Genomic DNA, 17,583 nt, shown 5'->3' on the forward strand with positions numbered 1-17,583 from the left:
GGTTCAGGCGGCGCGTTCGAGCCTGACGTTGAAGTCGCGGATGTAGCCGCCCATGACGCTGTCGATGCTGGCGTAGTCGAGATCGAACGCCTCCATCGAATAGGAATGGCGCGGTCCCTTGGCGTGGGCCTCGCGATCGGCGGCCATCCAGGCCGCGACCGCCGCCGCGCGCTCGGGCGTGAAGGCCACGCCGAAGCGCGCATAGCAGCGCCCCATCTCGCGGAGCGGATCGGCCTGGACGTCCAGATAGTGCGCGTCGAAGAACCGGTCGGGATGGTCGTCGCGCACCTGGGCGGCGCGCCGCATCGACTGCGACTGGCGCTCCAGCATACCGAACGAGCCGGCGGGCGTGGCGTCCGAGAACAGGCTGTAATTGACCGCCAGATTGCTCGACAGCGACGCCAGGACCTTGGCCGGGTCGCGGTGGCACAGCACCACGCCCGCGTCGGGAAAAACCTCGACCAGGTCGCGCATCCACCAGTCGTGGGCCGGGGTCTTGAGCACCCAGCGGTCGCGCTTGAACCGGTGCTGAAGGTGCTGCAGCGCCCGCTTCTGCTCCTCGTAGACCGGCTTCATGTCTATGGAATACAGCAGCTTGGCGTAGTTGGGGACGTTCCACCAGGCCGGGTAGTTCACGGTCAGCAGCGACATCTCCCAGAGGAAGTTGCACTCCTCCGGACGCTCGGCGCCGTAGGGATGGATGCCCTGCATGGCCGGCGACAGGAACCCCTCGAAATCCAATGCCGCACGGCACGCCTCGATGCGGGCGTCACTCCCATAGGTCGCCTCCTGCGGCGGCGGCGAGGGAAACATGATCTCCCACAGGCGGGGCGAACGGTTGGCCGGGTCCGCGGCCAGGAGGTTGTGGAAAAAGGTCGAGCCGGCGCGCGGCAGGCCGGCGACGAAGATCGGCTTGACGACGGTTTCCTCGGCGACGCCCGGGAACCGCTTGCGGTCCTCGGCCAGGCAGAGCCGGCCCTTCAGGTTGTCGACCAGCCGCCGCCGCGCCCGCTCGATCCCGCGCGCGTTTAGGTCGGCATGCACGATCAGGTCGTGGGACAGGACTTCGAGCGGTTCGCGGAAAAGCTCGCCGCCCCAGTCGGCCAGGCCCGTCGCGTCCTCGGCGGCGCGCATCAGATCCTCAGCGTCCAAAGGATGCGTCATCGGCCGTTCCTCTCTGTCCGCCGTCTGTTCCACGGCTTGCGTCCAGCCTAGGCCCGGCCGGAGGTCGCCGTCACCCAAACCGCCCCAAGGCATCGTCTCCGCGATAAGCCCGCCCCGGATGCGCCGGAACGTTTCCGGGATGATGCGCCGGGAGTCATGCTGCGACCATGGATGCCCCGACGCCCTTCGAAATCGCCGTGCCCGAGGCCCGCCTGCAGCACATTCGCGCCGGGCTGCGCGCGGCCGACATCACCTATGCGCCGCCGGGCTCGGGCTGGGCCTACGGCGTCGACGCCGCCTATCTGCGCGAGCTCGTCGACTACTGGCTCGACACCTATGACTGGCGGCGCTGGGAGACGCACCTCAATCGGTTTCCGCAGTTCAGCGTCCGCATCGACGACGTCGACGTGCGCTTCCAGCACATCAGGGGCTCGGGCGGACGCGGCCCGATCCTGATGACCCACGGCTGGCCCGGCTCGATTCTGGAATTCGACCAGGCCGCGGAACGACTGGCCTTTCCCGAGCGGTTCGGCGGGCGGGCCGAAGACGGCTTCGACCTCGTCATCCCCTCCCTGCCCGGCTTCGGCTTCTCCTCGCGACCGAACAGCCCGATCGGGCCACGCCGGGTGTCGGAGATGTGGCGCAGCCTGATGGTCGACCACCTGGGCTACGACCGCTTCCTCCTGCAGGGCGGCGACTTCGGCAGCGCGGTTTCCAGCTGGCTTGCCCATGACGCCCCGAAGCACGTGGCCGGCCTGCACCTGAACCTGTGCATCCCGCAGCCTGTCCCCGCCAGCGAAGCTGTCGAGGGCGAGGTCGAATGGCGGGCGGCCTATGAGGCGGTCCAGCGGCGGGAGTCCGCCTACATGTTCGAACACATGACCAAGCCCCAGACCATCGGCGCGGCCCTCTCGGCCAGCCCGGTGGCGTTCGCCGCCTGGGTGATCGAGAAGTTCCACGGCTGGGCCGACACCGGCGGCGACATCGAGAGCCGCTTCAGCAAGGAACAGCTGATCACCAACCTGATGACCTATCTGGTCAATGACGCGGTCTCGTCCTCCATCTGGATGTACGCCGGAACCGCCGCCGAGGCCGCCGCCGGGCGGTTGTCCGGCCTGAAGGTGACGGTCCCGACCGGCGTCGGCCTCTATCCGGGCGAGTTCCTGCCCGCCGCGCCGCGCGGAGCGATGGCCCGCAACTGGAACCTGGTCCGGCTGACCCAGATGCCGGCCGGCGGCCACTTCGCGGCCTTCGAGGAGCCCGCGGCCTTCGCCGACGACGTTCGACAATTCTTCCTGAGCCTATGAGCCGGAAACCGGCAGGAGCCACGCCATGAAGGTTCGCTATCCGCGTTGGGACTACGCCCAGACCCCGCCCCACTGGTCGCCCTACATCGAGTACGTCCAGGCGCGGAACGCCGCCTCGACCATCCCGTCCTATGTCGAGCCGTTCCTGGTCAAGATCATGCTCCAGGCCCGCCAGGCCCTGGACCAGAAGGACACGCCGCTGGACCGGGACCTGGTGGTGTTCATCAAGCAGGAGGCCCAGCACTGCAAGCAGCACGACGCCTTCAACAGGCAGCTGCACGCCGCCGGCTATGACGGCATCAAGGCGTTCGAGGCCGAGCTGGAGGCGACCTACGAGGACTTCCTGGCCAACAAGTCCTTGAAGTTCAACTGCGCCTACGCCGAGGGCTTCGAGGCCCTGGGCTCGGGCATGGCCCAGGTGGTGTTCCACGGCAAGCTGGCGGAATTCGAGGCCAGCGAGCCCAATCCCGGTTCGGAGCTGTGGCGCTGGCACTTGGCCGAGGAGTTCGAGCACCGCAGCGTCGCCTTCGACGTCTACCAGACCCTGTTCGCCAGGAAGAACCCGGTGGCCGGCTATTTCTACCGTCTGTACGGCTTCTTTTTCGCCCTCAGGCATCTGGGCGGCTATTCGCGGCGAGCCGCCGACTACCTGCTGTCGGTGGATCGGGCGACGATGACACCGGAAGAGGTAGAGGCCTCCAAAGCTCGTGAAGCCCACTTCAAGAAGACCTACGCCCGGCTGATGATCCCCAAACTGCTGATGGTGCTCTCGCCCTTCTACAATCCCGGAAAGAAGCCTGTACCGCCCGCCCTGGCCGCCTATCTGGAGGGGTTCGAGGCGCGGACGGTCTGATACGGCCAGCCGCCTATTCAGGACGGACGCCTACAAGCGCTCCTCATCCTGAGGCGCCCGCCGCGTAGCGGCGGGCCTCGACGGACGCACGGTCCGCACCGCCTTGCATCCTTCGAGGCCCGCTGCGCGGGCGCCTCAGGATGAGGAAGAATAGGTAGACGAGAAAAAGCCGCCAGGATTGGATCCTGACGGCTTTTGTCTGCGTCCGGCCAGGATCAGGCGGCCAGCGCCACCGGCATGCCGATGCCGAACAGCTCTTCGAACGCCCCCAGGGTGACGCGCCGGCGCACGTCCGGCGAGACGTGGTCGAACAGCTGGTGCAGCACCTCCTGGGTGTGGGGATAGGTGCCCTCCAGGTGCGGATAGTCCGAGCCCCACAGCGCGTTGCGGTAGTCGTGGGCGATCACCGCCGGCAGCGCCGTCACGTCGTGCTGGAACGACGAATAGACCTGCTGCTTGATGATCTCGCTGGGCAGGCGCGACAGCTTGGGGTGGGCGTACTGGTTGTGCTGGCGATAGGCCTCGTCGAGGCGGTCGCCCATGGCCGGCACCCAGGCCACGCCGGCCTCGGCGGTCATGATCTTCAACTTGGGGAACCGGTCCAGGGCCCCGCCCGAGATCATGTGCACGACGCAGCGCTGCACGGGCACGGTGGTCTCCCAGTAATTGATCAGGGCGCCGCCCGGTCCGCGCGTGACGATCAGTTTGGAGGTGCCGGTGCCGACGTGGAAACAGACCACCATCCCGGCTTCCTCGCAGACCTGCCAGATCCGGTCGAACTCGGGCATGTTGTATTCGAGGTGATCGGGCAGGGTCGCCGGCAGGCAGATCGACTTGAAGCCCAGGGCCGCGACCCGCTTGGTCTCCTCGACCGCGTCGTCGAAGTTCAGCACCGAGATCAGCGCCGTGGCCAGCAGGCGCTCAGAGCGCTTGATCATGTCGCTGTGGGCCCAGTCGTTATAGACCTTCACCGACTCGTGCATCAGCTGGCGGTCCTTCATCACCGACAGCCAGATGCCGACCGACGGGAACACCACCTCGGCCCAGATGCCCTGCTCGTCCAGGTCGGCCAGGCGCAGGTCGAGGTTCTCGGACCCCGGCGGCGTGATGGCGTCGATCATCGAGGCGGCGGCGAAGAACACCTTCTCGTCGTCCACCACATAGATGTCATGCTTGCCGTCGCGGACCATGTGCGGGCCGCGCGTCTTCAGCGACGGCGGCAGGTTCTCGGTCCAGAGCCCCTTGGGCTCCCAGACGTGGCTGTCGCCCGAATTCACCCAGATTTTTCCGCCTGCGGTCGGCGTGCCCGTGGTCATTTTGTTCGTCTCCTACCTGCCGCGAGTATCCGTCCACGGCCTCAATAGGTCAATAATATATATAATTGACCTGGGCGGCGACGCGGGCCACCCTGGCGCACGCTTCGAGGACCCGCGATTGAGCCGGCAAGACCCCAAATCCGCCCAGCGATGGTCGCCCGACGCCCGCGCCGAAGGCAGCGCGCTGCGCGTTCCCAAGACCTCGGAACTGATCGCCCGCTGGCTGCGGCGGGAGCTGTTGCGCACGCGTCCGAGCCCGGGCGACGCCCTGCCCTCGGAAACCGAGCTGCGCGAACGGTTCGGCGTGTCGCGCCCGACCATCCGCGAGGCCGTCCGGATCCTGGAGACGCAGCACCTGGTCAAGGTGGCCCGCGGCGCCTTCGGCGGGGCGCGGTTCACCCTGCCCGAGGCCCGCATGGTCTCGGAGGCCACCGGCGTCTACCTGCAGGCGCACGGCACGACCCAGGCCGAGCTGAACGAGGCGCGCATCACGCTGGAGCCGCGACTGATCGGCTTCCTGGCCGGCAAGCTGTCGCCCGATGCGATCGCCCGGCTGCGGGCCGAGGTCCAGCGGCAGGGCGAGGCCATCGACGACGTGCGCGAGTTCGGCCGAGCCCACGAGGACTTCTACGCCACCCTGTCGGAGGTCTGCCCCAACCGGCTGATCGCCCTGGAACTGCTGACCCTGCGCGACCTGATCCAGGCCCAGACCGAGCTGGTCGGCGACGCCTGGGTCCAGCACGCGCCCCGCTCCCGGGCGGGCATGGTCCGGCACGTCGAGGTCAAGCGTGAGGTGGTCGATCACCTGGAGGCTGGCCGAGTGGCCGAGGCCGAGGCGTTGTGGACCCGGATGCTGGAGGCCCAGCAGCGCCTGACCGCCGCCATCGGCGTCGGCGACGATCCGATCGAAGCCCTATGATCACCCCGCGGGAACATGTCGAACGCACCCCAGTCGGCGACGGCGTCAGGCTGTGCGCCAGCTGCATCCCGCGCGGCCGCTGCCGGCTGGGCATCAGCGGCGACGGCCTGGACGCCGAGGGCGTGGCCCGCTTTCGCCTGGTCTGCGACGCCGGGCACGAAGGCGGTCCAGGCGTGGCCCACGGCGGCTGGACCGCCTCGGTGCTGGACGAGATGCTGGGCAGCGTCGCCCTGCTGCACAAGCGACTGACAGTGACCAAGAGCCTGACCGTGGAGTTCCTGCGGCCCGTGCCGATCGATCAGCCTCTGCTGGGCCGATCCTGGAACGATCGTATCGACGGCCGTCACTGGCACAATGTCGGCGAGGTCACCCTGGCCGCCACGGGGGCGCTGCTGGGCCGCGCCACCGGCGTGTTCTCCGAACGCGACCCCGACCACTTCCAGCGCCACAAGGACTGGCTGGCGACCCAGATCGGCAAGGCGGCCGATTAGCTTCCTCGCAGTTGGACCAGTTGCACCAGGGCCCCGCCCAGCCGTTCGTCGCGGACGAAGAACCAGTCCGCGCGCGGCGCCGAGCCTTCACCGACGATCTCGACGCCCAGGGCCGCCAGCCGGGCCCGCTCGGCCGCGAGGTCCTCGACCTTGAAGGCGATGTGCGAAAGGCCCTCCCGGTCGCCGAACCAGCGGGCGTCGACCGTCTGGCCCGACACGGTCTGGACCATCTCGATCTCGACCCCGTCGCCGGTCTGGCCATGAGTGACGAGGCTGACTTGGTCGGGGCCGCCGTCGAGATCGGGCAGGACGTAGCGAGCGATCGGCGCCCAATCGACGCCGAACAGATCGCGATAGGCCTTGGTGGTCGTCTCGATGTCCCGCACGGCGAAGCCGAGATGCAGCAGGTCCATCGCCATGGCCTCAGTACTTGTAGTCCTTGCCGCCGGGATAGCCGCCGCCGCCATAGGCCGCGTCGAGGGCGGCATAGTCGGTCGGCCCGGCCGGCGTACGGGGGATGGCGCTTGCGAACTCCACCCAGCGCGGTTTCTTGTACGAGGCGATCCGGGCGCGGCAGTGCTCGATCAGCTCCGCGTCGGTGACCTCGGCGTCCGGCTTGCGGACGATGATCGCCTTGACGCTCTGGATCCAGCGCGGGTCGGGCACGCCGATCACCGCCGCGTCGGCGACGGCCGGATGGCTCCTCAGGCAGCCCTCGACCTCGGCCGGATAGATGTTCTCCACCCCGGACTTGATCATCTGGACCTTGGGGCCGACGAAATTGATCGACCCGTCAGGCTCGCGCCGGCCCAGGTCGTTGGTCAGCCACCAGCCGAAGCGCGTGCGGCGGGCGTTGATCTCCGGTCGGTTCCAATAGCCGAGGCCGACCGTGGGACCGCGGGCCCCCAGTTCCCCGACCTCACCGTCCGGAACCTCGTTGCCGTCCTCGTCGAACACCCGCACGACCGCGATCGGGCTGGTGCGGCCGAAGATGCTCGTGGCCTTGCGGTCGTAGTGGGCCCAGGTCACCAGGCCGCCGACCTCGGTCTGACCGTAGCCCATCATCGAATAGTCCTCGGTCGGCAGGGCGGCCGAGCGGAAGTGGGCCAGGTCGTAGCGACCGTCGGCGTTGAAGGCGTGCAACTCGTCGATGGTCTTGGGCACCAGGAAGGCCAGGCTGCACTTTTCGGCGTGCAGGGCCTCGGCGATGACGGCCACCTCGGTCCGCCGGATCATCACGTTGGCCCCGCCGGCGTGGAACACGCCCAGCGTCACCATCAGGGTGCCGATGTGGAAATGCGGCCCGGAGTTCAAGAAGATGGTCCCCGAGGTCAGGGCCTGGACCAGCATGATGTTGACGTTCTGGGCCATCACCCCGGCCTGGCTGAGGATCGCCCCGTTGGGACGTCCCCCGAAGGCGGCGGTGTAGATGATCACGCAGCCGGCATGGACGTCGATCGCACGCTCCCGCCGCGCCGGGTCGGCCCCTTGCAGCCGCCCTTCGTAGCCGTCCGGTCCAGCCTCGTCGAAGTGGATCCAGGTCCCCTGTTTCCACTGGGCCAGCGCCCGCGCGGCTTTCACCGCCTCGCCGATCTCGCCCTCGTGCCACAGCAGCACGCGCGGCTGGAGGTCGTCGATCACGAAGGCGATCTCGTCCGGCGACTGGCGCCAGTTGAGCGGGCAGAACATGGCCCCCAGGACCGAGCACGCCAGGATCCCCTCGAGCACGGCCAGGGAGTTCTGGCCCAGCCACAGCACGCGCTCGCCCGGCCCGACGCCCAGCGACTCCCACAGGTTGGCCAGCCGGTTCACGCGGTCTTCCAGGTCGGCGTAGGTGTAGCGGCGACCTTCCTGCACCAGGGCGGTGCGGTTGGGGTGCGACCGGCGGTGCTCCTGCAGCACGTCCAGCAGGGTCAGGGTATGCAGCGTGTCGGACATGGGGATCTCTGGATCAGACGCTGGATGGGCGGGGCTTGAACACGGGCGCGATCCGTCCGTCGTGAAGCGGTCGGAAATCGACCTCGACCGGCAGGCCGCAGGTCAGGGCTTCGGGCGGGCAGTCGACCAGATGGGCGAACATGGCGAAGCCTTCCGGCAGTTCGACGGCGGCCAGGACATACGGCGTGGCCATGCCCGGAACAGGGGCCCGATGGACGGTCGTGTAGCTGTAGACCTCGCCCCGTCCCGAGGTCTCGACCCAGCTCCAGTTGGTTGAGAAGCAGTGGGTGCAGGCGATCTCGGGGGCGAAGAAGAACCGCTGGCAGGCGTTGCAGCGTGGCGCGATCAAGCGCCCCTGCGCCGCAGCCTCCCAATAGGGCCTCGACAGGGTGGTGACGGGAAAGTCGAACGCGGCGTCGGCCATGGCTCAGCTCCCGGTCAGGATCAAGGTTTCGAGATGCTGGGCGCCGGAGCCGGCGTTGGTGACCAGCGCCACCTGCGCGTCCGCCACCTGGCGCGCGCCCAGCCCGCCGCGGATCTGGCGCACGCCTTCGATCACCTTGCCGGTCAGTTGGCTGGTGCCGGTCCAGCTGCCCGCCAGCATGCCGCCGTCCAGGTTGGTCGGGCAGTCGCCCGCCAGGGTCAGACGGTCCCCGGCGACGAAGGCGCCGCCCTCCCCTTCGGCGCACAGGCCCAGCATCTCGAACTGGCGCAGCACCTCGAATGAACAAGGATCGTAGATACAGAAGACGTCGACGTCGGCGACCGAAAGCCCGGCCTGGCCGAAGGCCCGCGCGACCGCCGCCTGGCCCAGGGTCCGGACGTCGCGATAGAGCGGCGGATTGATGTAGTTGCCCTGGGCGAACTCCATGGCCCCGCCGGCCACCCGCACGCCCTTGACGTTGAGGTCGCGGGCGCGCTCGGCCGTGGTCATGATCAGGGCCGCGCCGCCCTCGTTCATCAGGCAGCAGTCCAGCCGGTGCAGCGGGTCGGCGATCATCGGCGAGGCCAGGATGTCCTCGACCGTCACCGGATCGCCGCCGAACAGCGCCGCCTCGGGATTGGTCCGGCCATGGTTGCGGATCACCGCGGCGACGTGGGCCATCTGCTCGGGCGTCGTGCCGAACTGGTGCATGTGGCGGCGAGCGACCAGGGCGAAATAGGCCATGGTCGAGGCGCCGTAGGCGTCGATCCACTCCAGGCCCATGCCCGAGCCGACGGCCGCGCCGGTGGTGTTAAACGGGCCCGCCCGGGCGCTGCCGATCACCACGGTGTCGCACAGGCCCGCCGAGATCGCCGCCCCGGCCTTGAGCACGCCGCGCACGCCGGTGGTGTCCATGAAGTGGCTGTCGACCCATTTCAGCGGCGCGCCGAAATAGGGCGCCCAGCTGGCGGAATCGCCGGGCGCGCCGCCCGGGCCCGGCCAGTCCAGCGCCACGCCGTCGATGTCGCGGCGATCGATCCCGGCGTCGGCGATCGCTCCCTTGACCGCTTCGATCAGCAGCTCGTGCGACGTCCGGCCAGGCAAGGTCCGCGCCTGCTGGGTCAGGTAGACTCCCACCACCACCGGATCACGCGCCAAAGCCATCGTCAGTCCCGATCGAACGGGCGCCGGACGGGCGCCATCATAAGGTTTGTCCGTTCGCCGCCGCCCCGGGTCAATGCGCCGCCGCGCCTCGAACCCACAGGATCAAGCATGCGATGAGGCGTGGATCGCCCGCAGCGCCACCTTGTTGACCTTGCCGCTGGGCAGGGTCGGGAAGGCGTCCAGGAACAGCACCTGCTTGGGCTTCTTGTAGCTGGCGATCAGGCTGGCGGTGTGGGTGATCAAGTCGGCGGCGCTGGCTTGGGCGCCGGGCTGCAGGATGACGGCGGCCACCACCGCCTCGCCCCACTTCTCGTCGGGCGCGCCGATCACCGCCACCTGGGCCACGGCCGGATGCTCGGCGATCGCCCGCTCCACCTCCTGCGAATAGATGTTCTCGCCGCCCGAGATGATCATGTCCTTCTTGCGATCGACCAGGAACACCCGCTCGCAGGCGTCGAATCGGCCCATGTCGCCGGTCTTCAGCCAATCGTCATGGAAGGCTTCCAGCGTCGCGGTCGTATTGTTCCAGTAGCCGCTCATCACCGCCTCGCCGCGGATCCACAGCTCGCCGACCTCGCCCACCGCGCAGTCGCGACCGTCGTCGCCGACGATCCGCACCTGGGTCAGCGGATAGGCGTTGCCGATCGAGCCCAGCAGCTCGACCATGGGCCCATCGACGGCGTGCAGGTGCTTGGGCAAGGCCGTGCCCGTGCCCTCGGTCTGGCCCCAGGCGTTGACGAACACCGGGCCAAAACGGGCCAGCGCCCGCCGCAGCACCGGCACCGGCATTGGGGCGGCCGCGTAGAGGATGGTCTCCACGCTGGATACGTCATGGCTCTCGAAGCCGGGATGGTCGACCAGCGCTTGCACCATCAGCGGCACCAGGTGCAGGTGGGTGATCTTTTCGGTCGCGATGGCCTTCAGCACCGCCTCGGGATCGAAGGCCCGGTGAATGTGGATCTCGCCGCCCCGCCACATCTGGGCCAGCATGCTGGACTGGGCGCCGGCGTGGAACATCGGCATCACCTCCAGCATCCGGCCGCGCGGACGCACGTCCATGGCCAGGCAGACGCATTCGCCCATCGCCAGCTCGGCGCGGTGCGAGCGCATCACGCCTTTGGGCCGGCCCGTCGTGCCGGAGGTGTAGATGATATGGGCGATGTCGTCGGCCCGGGCCTCCAGCGGTGCGCCCTCGGGATCCCCCGTCTGGAGAAAGTCCTCGTAGGCGACGGCCCAGGCGGGCGCCTCGCCGATACAGACGAAAATCTCGATCGACGGCAGGGCGGCCTTCAGGCCCGCGACCACCTCGGCGTACTGGGCCTCGAACATCAGGGCGCGCGGCGCGGTGTCGCCCAGCACCCAGGCGATCTCCGGCGGCGCCAGGCGGAAGTTGACAGTGCTGAGGATATAGCCCGACAGCCAGGCCGCGCTGAAGGCCTCGGCATATTCGGTGCAGTTCATCGCCAGGACGGCGACGCGATCCTGGCGCGCGCAGCCGGCGCGATGCAGCGCCGAGGCCAGTCGCCGGGCCCGTTCCAGGTGCTGGGCGTGGGTGAAGCGCCGGTCGCCCTGGACCAGGGCGACGTCGTCGGGCGAGAAGCGCGCCGCGCGGGTGATCAGGTCGCCCAGGGTCCTCATGCGACCGCCTTTCGCGACCAGGCGGCGAAGCGTTCCAGGTGCAGGTCGATCGATCCGAACAGGCCCCGGGCCAGGACGGCGCGCTTGTAGAAGTGGCCGACCACATATTCCTCCGTCACGCCGATGCCGCCGTGCATCTGGATGGCCTCGCCCGTGACCTTGACGGCCGCCTCGGCGATCTGGACCTTGGCGGCGGACACCCCGGCCCGCCGCGCCCGCGGATCGGGGTCCGACAGGGCCGCGATCCCGCGCAGCAGCATCGACCGCGCCAGCTCGGTCTCGACCAGCATGTCGGCCATCCGGTGCTGCAGGGCCTGGAAGGTGTTCAGGGTCACGCCGAACTGCTTGCGGGTCGAAAGATAGTCGCGGGTCAGCCACAGGGCCGCGTCCATGGCGCCGACACATTCGGCCATCAGGGCGATGACCCCATGGTCGACGGCCAGCTCGATCCCCGGCAGCGCCCCGCCCTCCGGCCCGATCCGCGCCGCGTCGTCCACGGCCACGTCCGTCAGCATGAGGTCGGCGACCCGCCGCCCGTCGACCGCGTGATAGGCGACGACCTCCAGCCCCGCCGCGTCGGCCGGGACCTCGAACAGGCTGACGCCGCCGGGGGTCCTGGCAGAGACCAGCAGGATGTCGGCGCTGGAACCGCCCAGCACGAAGGCCTTGCGGCCGCTCAGCCGCCAGCCGTCGTCCGTCCGCCTGGCCTCGGTCCTGACAGCCGCGTCGTCGCCGCGCATGGCCGCCTCGTTATGGGCCAGGGCGATCAGCTTCTCGCCGGCCACCAGCGGCGCCAGCAAAGCCTCTTTCTGGGCCGGGTCGCCCAGGGCGACGACGGCGCGGGCGGCGATGATCGCGCACGACAGGTAAGGCTCGACCAGCAGCACGCGGCCGAACTCCTCCTGCAGCAGGGCCGTTTCGACCGGCCCGCCGCCATAGCCGAAATCGTCCTCCGACAGGCCCGCCCCCAGCCAGCCGAGGTCGGCGAAGGTCTTCCACAGGTCGCGCGAGAAACCCTCGGCGCCGCGCATCCGATGGCGGCGCTGCTCGAAGCCGTAGTCGCGCTCGCACAGCCGCCGCGCGCTTTCCTTCAGGGCCGCCTGTTCCTGGGTCGGGGAGAAATCCATCGTCCTATGCCCTCACAGACCCAGCACCGACTTGGCGATGATGGTGCGCTGAATCTCGTTGGCGCCGCCATAGATGGTGGTCGCGCGGCGGAACATCATGCGCGACAACCAGCCGGCGGCGTAGTCGGGGGCCGGCGGGACGGGCGCCAGGACGTCCATGTTGTCCTGCCCCTCCACGTCCGGGAACACCGCCAGCCCGTGGTCGCCCAGGGCCTCGACGGCCAGGTCGGCGATCCTCTGGCGCAGTTCTGAGCCGCGCAACTTCAGCACCGAGGCGGTGGCGTTCAGCGCCGGGTCGTTCTCACCCATGTGCAGCACGCGCAGGACGGCCGCTTCGAGGGCTCGAAGCTCGATCTCAAAACGCGCCAGCCGGACGGCGAACAGCGGATCCTCGATCAGCGGCCGCCCGCCTCGTCTTTCGACGGCGGCGATCTGCTTGACCTGGTCCAGGTCGAAGGCCGTGTGCGGGGTTTCGGCGCTCATGGTGCGCTCGTTGGTCAGCAGGAACTTGGCGTAGCCCCAGCCGCGGTTCTCGTCGCCGACCAGGTTCTCGACCGGGACCCGGACATTGTCGAGGAACACCTCGTTGACGCTCAGGCCTTCGTTGATCGTGTAGATCGGCCGCACCGAGACGCCCGGGCTCTTCATGTCGATCAGCAGGAACGAGATCCCCGCCTGCGGCCTGGCCTCGCCGTCGGTGCGGACCAGGGCGAACATCATGTCGGCCTTGTGCGCCTCGGACGTCCAGGTCTTCTGGCCGTTGACGACATAGTGGTCGCCGTCGCGCACCGCGCTGGTCTTCAGCGACGCCAGGTCCGAGCCCGAATTCGGCTCGGAAAAGCCCTGGCACCAGAAGGTGTCGGCGTTGAGGATGGCCGGCAGGTAGCGGGCCTTCTGGACCTCGTCGCCGAAGGTGTAGATCACCGGCCCGACCAGTTCGAGCGCCGCCTGGTCCGGCACCGGGGCGCCGGCCGCCCGCAGCTCGACCTGGAACAGGTGCCGCCGCAGCGGCGACCAGTCCGTGCCGCCATGCTGCCGGGGCCAATGCACGGCGGCCAGGCCGCGCGCGTTCAGGATCCGCATCCAGGCCTGGACGTCGTCATGGGTCGCGTGGAAGCCCTGGCGGCCGCGGCGCGCGATGTCCGCCGGCAGCGCCTGGCGGATGAAGGCGCGCATCTCCGCCTGGAACGCCGCGTCGGCCGGATCGAGATCGAAGTTCATGACCCGACCTTACCCCACTCGCGCGCGATGCAAGTCGTCCCCGCCTCGCCAATCGCATGGGCGATCCGATGACCTTCGGACAGCTCTCAAAGCTCGCCGACGCGCGGCGCGGCGTGCATCTCGCCCGGGAAGAGATAGATTTCCTGGGCCACCGAGGCGACTAGCCCGCCGGCCTCATCATAGATGCGCCCCTGGGCCAAGCCGCGCGCCGATCCCGCCCAGGCGCTGGACATCTCGTAGAGCAGCCAGTCGGTCGGCTGGGCCTGCGCGTGAAACCACAGGGCGTGGTCGAGGCTGGCGATCCGCTGCCGTACCGCCTCGGGATGCGGGGCCTTGGCGACGCCGCCGAGCCAGAAGTCTGACAGATAGGCCAGGCCGCAGGCGCGCAACTCGGCGTCGGCCAGGGCTTGGCCCCGCGCGCGCATCCACAGCTGGCGTTCGGCCTCCCGCGCGCCGGGCTCGGCCGGCGCCATGCGCCGTTCCACCAGGGGCAACAGGGTCCGCGGCGGCGGGTCATCGGGGGCGCGCGACGCCGCCAGCGCCCGCTCGAACGGATCCTCGGCCGAGACCTCGCCGGGGCCCGGAACCGCGGGGGCCGGGCGAGCATGGGCGACGCCCTCGGCGCCGCCGTGAAACGACGCCTCCATGTGGAAAATCGGCACGCCCTTCTGCCGGGCGATCACCCGCCGGGTCGTGAAGTTGCGGCCGTCGCGCGTGCGCTCGACCTGGTAGACCACCGGCTCGGCCTCGGCCCCGGGACGGATGAAATAGCCGTGCAGGGAATGCACCGGTCGCCCCTGCACCGTCAGCTGGCTGGACCGCAGCGCCTGGGCCAGGACCTGCCCGCCGTAGAGCGCCCCGCTGAGGTTCGGTTCCGTCCGCCGCGAACGGAAATAGTCCGAGCCGATGTCCTCCAGATCTAGGAGGTCGTGCAGGGTCAGGTCGGGCAGCTGGGCCTTGGCCATCAGCCGGTCGCGCCGGTCTTGGCCTGGATCATGCGCCAGTAGTCGGTGGCGTCGACCGGCACGGTCAGGCGGGAGGGGTCGCGGATGGTGTCCCATTGGGCAGCGACGCCCTCCGGCGAGAAGTCATCCAGCAGCACGCCTTCGTTGACGGCGACGACGGCGCGGCTGATCCAGCCGCAGCCGGCGTTGAAGATCTCGCCCGAGGCCGGACAGCTGGCATGGGCCAGGGCCAGCACCAGCGGCGAGACCCGCCCCGTCGACATCGGGTCCTCCTCCGGCGTCTTCGGCTCGGTCGCCTCGCCGGACATGCCCGCCGTGGCGGTCAGGCGCGTGGCGGCGGTGGGGGCCAGGGCGTTGACCTTGATCCCGGCCTTGGCCCCCTCGATGGCCATGACCCGCATCATGCCGACGATCCCCAGCTTGGCCGCGCAATAGTTGGCCTGGCCGAAAGCGCCGAACAGTCCAGAGGGGGAAGCGGTCATGACGATGTTGCCGCCGCCGTTCTCGCGCATCCAGTTGAAGGCCGGCTGCACGGTGAACATCGTGCCGCGCAGGTGGACGTCCAGGATGATGTCCAGCTCCTCCTGGCTCAGCTTGGAGAAGCTGCGGTCGCGCAGGATGCCGGCGTTGGCGATCACCGCATCGACCCGGCCATAGGCGTCCAGGGCCGTCCTGATGATGTTGGCGCCGCCGGCCTGGGTGGCGACGCTGTCGAAATTGGCCGTCGCCTCGCCGCCGGCGGCGCGGATCTCCTCCACCACCCGCGAGGCCGCCGACTGGTCGTCGCCGCGGCCGTCGGTCGAGCCGCCCAGGTCGTTGACCACGACCTTCGCGCCGCGTTCGGCTAGCTGCAGCGCATAGGTGCGGCCCAGGCCGTTGCCCGCGCCCGTGACGACGACGACCTTGTCGTCGAAGCGGATCGTGTCTGCCATGGGATTTCCTCGCTCACATCAGGTGCTTGGCGCGGCCGTTGTCGGCGCGTCAGGTGTGCTTGAACTTGGGACGGCGCTTCTCGACGGCGGAGGCGCGCTTCTCGGCGGCGTCCTCGGTGGCTTGGCTGGCCAGGACCGCGCGGTTCTCCAGCTCGATCGCCGCCTCCAGACTGCCCGCGCCCTGGTTGAACCACAGCGACTGCTTGGTCAGCCAGATGCCAACCGGGCTGTTGACGGCGACCGCGTCGGCCAGGGCTAGGGCCTCGTCCATCAGGGCGGCGTCGTCGACGGCGCGCAGCACCAGGCCGATGCGCTCGGCCTCGTCGGATTGCACGGCCCGGGCGGTCAGCAGCAGCTCGGCCGCCCGCTGAGCGCCGATGGCCCGCGGCAGCAGGTAGCTCATGCCCAGCTCGGCGCCGGTCGCGGCGTTGTGGATCACGTTGACGAACTTGGCCGACCGGGCGGCGATGGTCATGTCCGAGGCCAGGGCCAGGGCGTAGCCGATGCCCGCCGCCGTGCCGTTGACCGCGCAGATGATCGGCTGGGGCATGGCCCGCATCAGCACCGGGATCTGGCCCAGCACCCGCATGGTGTATTTGCCCGCCTGGATGCGCCCCAGGCCCGGCCGGACCCAGGCCGGCTTGCCGCCGACCCGCACGTCGTGCCCGGCGCAGAACGCCCGTCCCGCCCCGGTCAGGACGATCACCCGCACGTCGGGATCGTCGCGCAGCCCCTCGAAGGCGGCGATCAGCGCCTCGTACATGTCGAAGGTGAAGGCGTTCAGCGAGTCGGGCCGGTTCAGGGTGATGCGGGCGACGCCCTCGGCGGGCGTGTCGACCAGAACCGCCGCAGGGGTTTGGGTGTCGGTCATCGGCGGTCCCTCAGCGCGGCAGGCCGAGCGCGCGCTCGGCGATCATGGTCTTCAGGATCTCGTTGGCCCCGCCCGAGATCGTCCAGGCGTAGCTGAGCAGGAAGTCGTGCATGACATTGCCGGTCTGGTGCCCGCCGCCCAGCACGATCGGCTGGCGAAGCTGGCCCGCCAGTCCGCCGAGCTTGAGACGGAACTCGGTGTAGCGCCGCAGCAGCTCGGAGAAGTGCACCTTGATGTAGGTCGGCATGGTGGTTGAACCCATGTGGGGATCAGTCTCGATCTCCTGCATCAAGGCTCGGATCATCAGCCGCAGGGCGACCATGTCGTTGTAGGCGCGGGTGAAGGCGCGGCGCGCTTCGTCGTCCTTCAGCCAGGCCGCGTCCGTCCGTTTCGCCTCGGCCAGGTCGGCGTCCAGCGTCCGCGCCATCCGCTCGGACAGCTCGAAGATGATCAGGCCGCGCTCGGCCGACAGGGTGGACTGGGCGATGGCCCAGCCGGCGTTCTCCTCGCCGATCAGGTCGGCGACCGGGATCTCGACGTTGTCGAGGAAGATCTCGCAGAACTCGGCCTGGCCGGTGGCCTGGCGGATCGGCCGCACGGTGACGCCGGGCGCCTTCATGTTCAGGATGAAATACGAGATGCCGGCCTGCTTCTTCGGCGCGGTCGGATCCGTGCGGGCCAGCAGCAGGCAGTAGTCGGCGAAGGCGCCGTAGGACGACCAGACCTTCTGGCCGTTGATCACATAGACGTCGCCCTTGCGCTCGGCGCGGGTGCGCAGCGACGCCAGGTCCGAGCCCGAGCCCGGCTCGGAAAAGCCCTGGCACCAGACCTCGCCGCGCTCCTTGACGCCGGTCAGATAGCGATCCCGCTGCGCCTTCGACCCGTTCCCGAACAGGGTGGCCGGCAGGTGGTAGAGCGAGATGACGAACATGTCCGGATTGGGCGCCTGGGCCCGGGCGATCTCCTCGAAGATGATGACCTGGTGGCGGATGCCGATGTCGGCCCCGCCCCAGTCGCGCGGCCAGTGCGGTGTGGCCAGGCCGACCTTGCCCATCTCGGCGAACCACCAGCGCTGGAAGGCGACATAGTCGGCCTCGCTCGCGCCGGTCATCCGCGCGTGCCAGTCGGCCGGCACCACCGCCTCCAGCCACGCCCGCACCTCGGCGCGGAAGGCGTCGAGATCGTCCTTGCAGGCCAGGGGATCGAAGCGGCGGGTCGTCGGGCTGGTCGCGGTCTGGACGGACATGGTCATG

General features: G+C 69.3%; 17 protein-coding genes. 4 read left to right on the forward strand and 13 right to left on the reverse strand.

Annotation, left to right across the window (positions count from 1 at the left end; all coding sequences use genetic code 11):
* Positions 1-3 precede the first annotated feature (3 nt).
* A complete protein-coding gene (locus tag ASD47_RS09650) occupies positions 4-1,164 on the reverse strand; it encodes a sulfotransferase (RefSeq protein WP_056755052.1) in 1,161 nt (386 codons plus the stop codon).
* Between the two features lie 167 nt (positions 1,165-1,331).
* Between ASD47_RS09650 and ASD47_RS09655 the strand changes: the two genes are divergently transcribed.
* Both ASD47_RS09655 and ASD47_RS09660 read left to right on the forward strand, forming a co-directional pair.
* Positions 1,332-2,471, forward strand: coding sequence for an epoxide hydrolase family protein (locus ASD47_RS09655; RefSeq protein ID WP_056755054.1), 1,140 nt, complete (start codon positions 1,332-1,334; stop codon positions 2,469-2,471).
* Between the two features lie 25 nt (positions 2,472-2,496).
* A complete protein-coding gene (locus tag ASD47_RS09660) occupies positions 2,497-3,324 on the forward strand; it encodes a metal-dependent hydrolase (protein ID WP_056755057.1) in 828 nt (275 codons plus the stop codon).
* Between the two features lie 215 nt (positions 3,325-3,539).
* On the opposite strand, the gene ASD47_RS09665 is transcribed toward ASD47_RS09660, so the two are convergent.
* A complete protein-coding gene (locus ASD47_RS09665) occupies positions 3,540-4,640 on the reverse strand; it encodes an amidohydrolase family protein (RefSeq protein WP_056755060.1) in 1,101 nt (366 codons plus the stop codon).
* A 118-nt stretch (positions 4,641-4,758) separates the two neighbouring features.
* Between ASD47_RS09665 and ASD47_RS09670 the strand changes: the two genes are divergently transcribed.
* The gene (locus tag ASD47_RS09670; protein WP_056755062.1) at positions 4,759-5,559 is read left to right on the forward strand and encodes a FadR/GntR family transcriptional regulator; all 801 of its coding nucleotides are present in this window, start codon (positions 4,759-4,761) and stop codon (positions 5,557-5,559) included.
* Complete coding sequence (locus ASD47_RS09675) at positions 5,556-6,050, forward strand: PaaI family thioesterase (protein WP_082564551.1); 495 nt, start codon at positions 5,556-5,558, stop codon at positions 6,048-6,050. Before ASD47_RS09670 ends, ASD47_RS09675 begins: the two co-directional genes overlap by 4 nt.
* Here the strand turns inward: ASD47_RS09675 and ASD47_RS09680 are convergent.
* The 11 genes from ASD47_RS09680 to ASD47_RS09730 all read right to left on the reverse strand — a co-directional run bounded on the left by ASD47_RS09680 (position 6,047) and on the right by ASD47_RS09730 (position 17,576).
* A complete protein-coding gene (locus ASD47_RS09680; RefSeq protein WP_056755065.1) occupies positions 6,047-6,463 on the reverse strand; it encodes a VOC family protein in 417 nt (138 codons plus the stop codon). The genes ASD47_RS09675 and ASD47_RS09680 overlap by 4 nt on opposite strands.
* Positions 6,464-6,473: 10 nt before the next feature.
* Positions 6,474-7,988, reverse strand: coding sequence for an AMP-binding protein (locus tag ASD47_RS09685; protein ID WP_082564553.1), 1,515 nt, complete (start codon positions 7,986-7,988; stop codon positions 6,474-6,476).
* Between the two features lie 13 nt (positions 7,989-8,001).
* Positions 8,002-8,412 carry a Zn-ribbon domain-containing OB-fold protein gene (locus ASD47_RS09690; protein ID WP_056755068.1) on the reverse strand — a complete coding sequence of 137 codons (411 nt, stop codon included), beginning with the start codon at positions 8,410-8,412 and terminating at the stop codon, positions 8,002-8,004.
* 3 nt (positions 8,413-8,415) lie between these two features.
* Positions 8,416-9,576 carry a thiolase family protein gene (locus ASD47_RS09695; protein ID WP_056755071.1) on the reverse strand — a complete coding sequence of 387 codons (1,161 nt, stop codon included), beginning with the start codon at positions 9,574-9,576 and terminating at the stop codon, positions 8,416-8,418.
* Between the two features lie 102 nt (positions 9,577-9,678).
* Positions 9,679-11,214 carry a class I adenylate-forming enzyme family protein gene (locus ASD47_RS09700; protein WP_056755074.1) on the reverse strand — a complete coding sequence of 512 codons (1,536 nt, stop codon included), beginning with the start codon at positions 11,212-11,214 and terminating at the stop codon, positions 9,679-9,681.
* Positions 11,211-12,341 (reverse strand): acyl-CoA dehydrogenase family protein, encoded by a 1,131-nt coding sequence (locus ASD47_RS09705; RefSeq protein WP_056755077.1) that lies wholly within the window; start codon positions 12,339-12,341, stop codon positions 11,211-11,213. The genes ASD47_RS09700 and ASD47_RS09705 overlap by 4 nt, the downstream gene beginning before the upstream one ends.
* 12 nt (positions 12,342-12,353) lie before the next feature.
* The gene (locus ASD47_RS09710; RefSeq protein WP_056755081.1) at positions 12,354-13,562 is read right to left on the reverse strand and encodes an acyl-CoA dehydrogenase family protein; all 1,209 of its coding nucleotides are present in this window, start codon (positions 13,560-13,562) and stop codon (positions 12,354-12,356) included.
* 86 nt (positions 13,563-13,648) lie between these two features.
* Positions 13,649-14,527 (reverse strand): acyl-CoA thioesterase II, encoded by an 879-nt coding sequence (locus ASD47_RS09715; RefSeq protein ID WP_056755083.1) that lies wholly within the window; start codon positions 14,525-14,527, stop codon positions 13,649-13,651.
* Positions 14,527-15,459, reverse strand: a complete 933-nt coding sequence (locus ASD47_RS09720; RefSeq protein WP_056755086.1) for an SDR family NAD(P)-dependent oxidoreductase — start codon at positions 15,457-15,459, stop codon at positions 14,527-14,529. Before ASD47_RS09720 ends, ASD47_RS09715 begins: the two co-directional genes overlap by 1 nt.
* A 49-nt stretch (positions 15,460-15,508) precedes the next feature.
* Positions 15,509-16,330, reverse strand: a complete 822-nt coding sequence (locus ASD47_RS09725) for an enoyl-CoA hydratase/isomerase family protein (protein WP_056755089.1) — start codon at positions 16,328-16,330, stop codon at positions 15,509-15,511.
* Between the two features lie 10 nt (positions 16,331-16,340).
* Positions 16,341-17,576 (reverse strand): acyl-CoA dehydrogenase family protein, encoded by a 1,236-nt coding sequence (locus tag ASD47_RS09730; protein WP_082564571.1) that lies wholly within the window; start codon positions 17,574-17,576, stop codon positions 16,341-16,343.
* Positions 17,577-17,583 lie beyond the last annotated feature (7 nt).

This window comes from Caulobacter sp. Root1472 (assembly GCF_001426985.1).
GTDB lineage: Bacteria > Pseudomonadota > Alphaproteobacteria > Caulobacterales > Caulobacteraceae > Caulobacter > Caulobacter rhizosphaerae.

Bases quoted from the DNA above. Each gene is read 5' to 3' on its own strand.
- ASD47_RS09720 (WP_056755086.1), bottom strand. From the start codon at position 15,459: ATGGCAGACACGATCCGCTTCGACGACAAGGTCGTCGTCGTCACGGGC.
- ASD47_RS09705 (WP_056755077.1), bottom strand. From the start codon at position 12,341: ATGGATTTCTCCCCGACCCAGGAACAGGCGGCCCTGAAGGAAAGCGCG.
- ASD47_RS09690 (WP_056755068.1), bottom strand. From the start codon at position 8,412: ATGGCCGACGCCGCGTTCGACTTTCCCGTCACCACCCTGTCGAGGCCC.
- ASD47_RS09700 (WP_056755074.1), bottom strand. From the start codon at position 11,214: ATGAGGACCCTGGGCGACCTGATCACCCGCGCGGCGCGCTTCTCGCCC.
- ASD47_RS09655 (WP_056755054.1), top strand. From the start codon at position 1,332: ATGGATGCCCCGACGCCCTTCGAAATCGCCGTGCCCGAGGCCCGCCTG.
- ASD47_RS09715 (WP_056755083.1), bottom strand. From the start codon at position 14,527: ATGGCCAAGGCCCAGCTGCCCGACCTGACCCTGCACGACCTCCTAGAT.
- ASD47_RS09685 (WP_082564553.1), bottom strand. From the start codon at position 7,988: ATGTCCGACACGCTGCATACCCTGACCCTGCTGGACGTGCTGCAGGAG.
- ASD47_RS09730 (WP_082564571.1), bottom strand. From the start codon at position 17,576: ATGTCCGTCCAGACCGCGACCAGCCCGACGACCCGCCGCTTCGATCCC.
- ASD47_RS09725 (WP_056755089.1), bottom strand. From the start codon at position 16,330: ATGACCGACACCCAAACCCCTGCGGCGGTTCTGGTCGACACGCCCGCC.
- ASD47_RS09695 (WP_056755071.1), bottom strand. From the start codon at position 9,576: ATGGCTTTGGCGCGTGATCCGGTGGTGGTGGGAGTCTACCTGACCCAG.
- ASD47_RS09650 (WP_056755052.1), bottom strand. From the start codon at position 1,164: ATGACGCATCCTTTGGACGCTGAGGATCTGATGCGCGCCGCCGAGGAC.
- ASD47_RS09680 (WP_056755065.1), bottom strand. From the start codon at position 6,463: ATGGACCTGCTGCATCTCGGCTTCGCCGTGCGGGACATCGAGACGACC.
- ASD47_RS09665 (WP_056755060.1), bottom strand. From the start codon at position 4,640: ATGACCACGGGCACGCCGACCGCAGGCGGAAAAATCTGGGTGAATTCG.
- ASD47_RS09710 (WP_056755081.1), bottom strand. From the start codon at position 13,562: ATGAACTTCGATCTCGATCCGGCCGACGCGGCGTTCCAGGCGGAGATG.
- ASD47_RS09660 (WP_056755057.1), top strand. From the start codon at position 2,497: ATGAAGGTTCGCTATCCGCGTTGGGACTACGCCCAGACCCCGCCCCAC.
- ASD47_RS09675 (WP_082564551.1), top strand. From the start codon at position 5,556: ATGATCACCCCGCGGGAACATGTCGAACGCACCCCAGTCGGCGACGGC.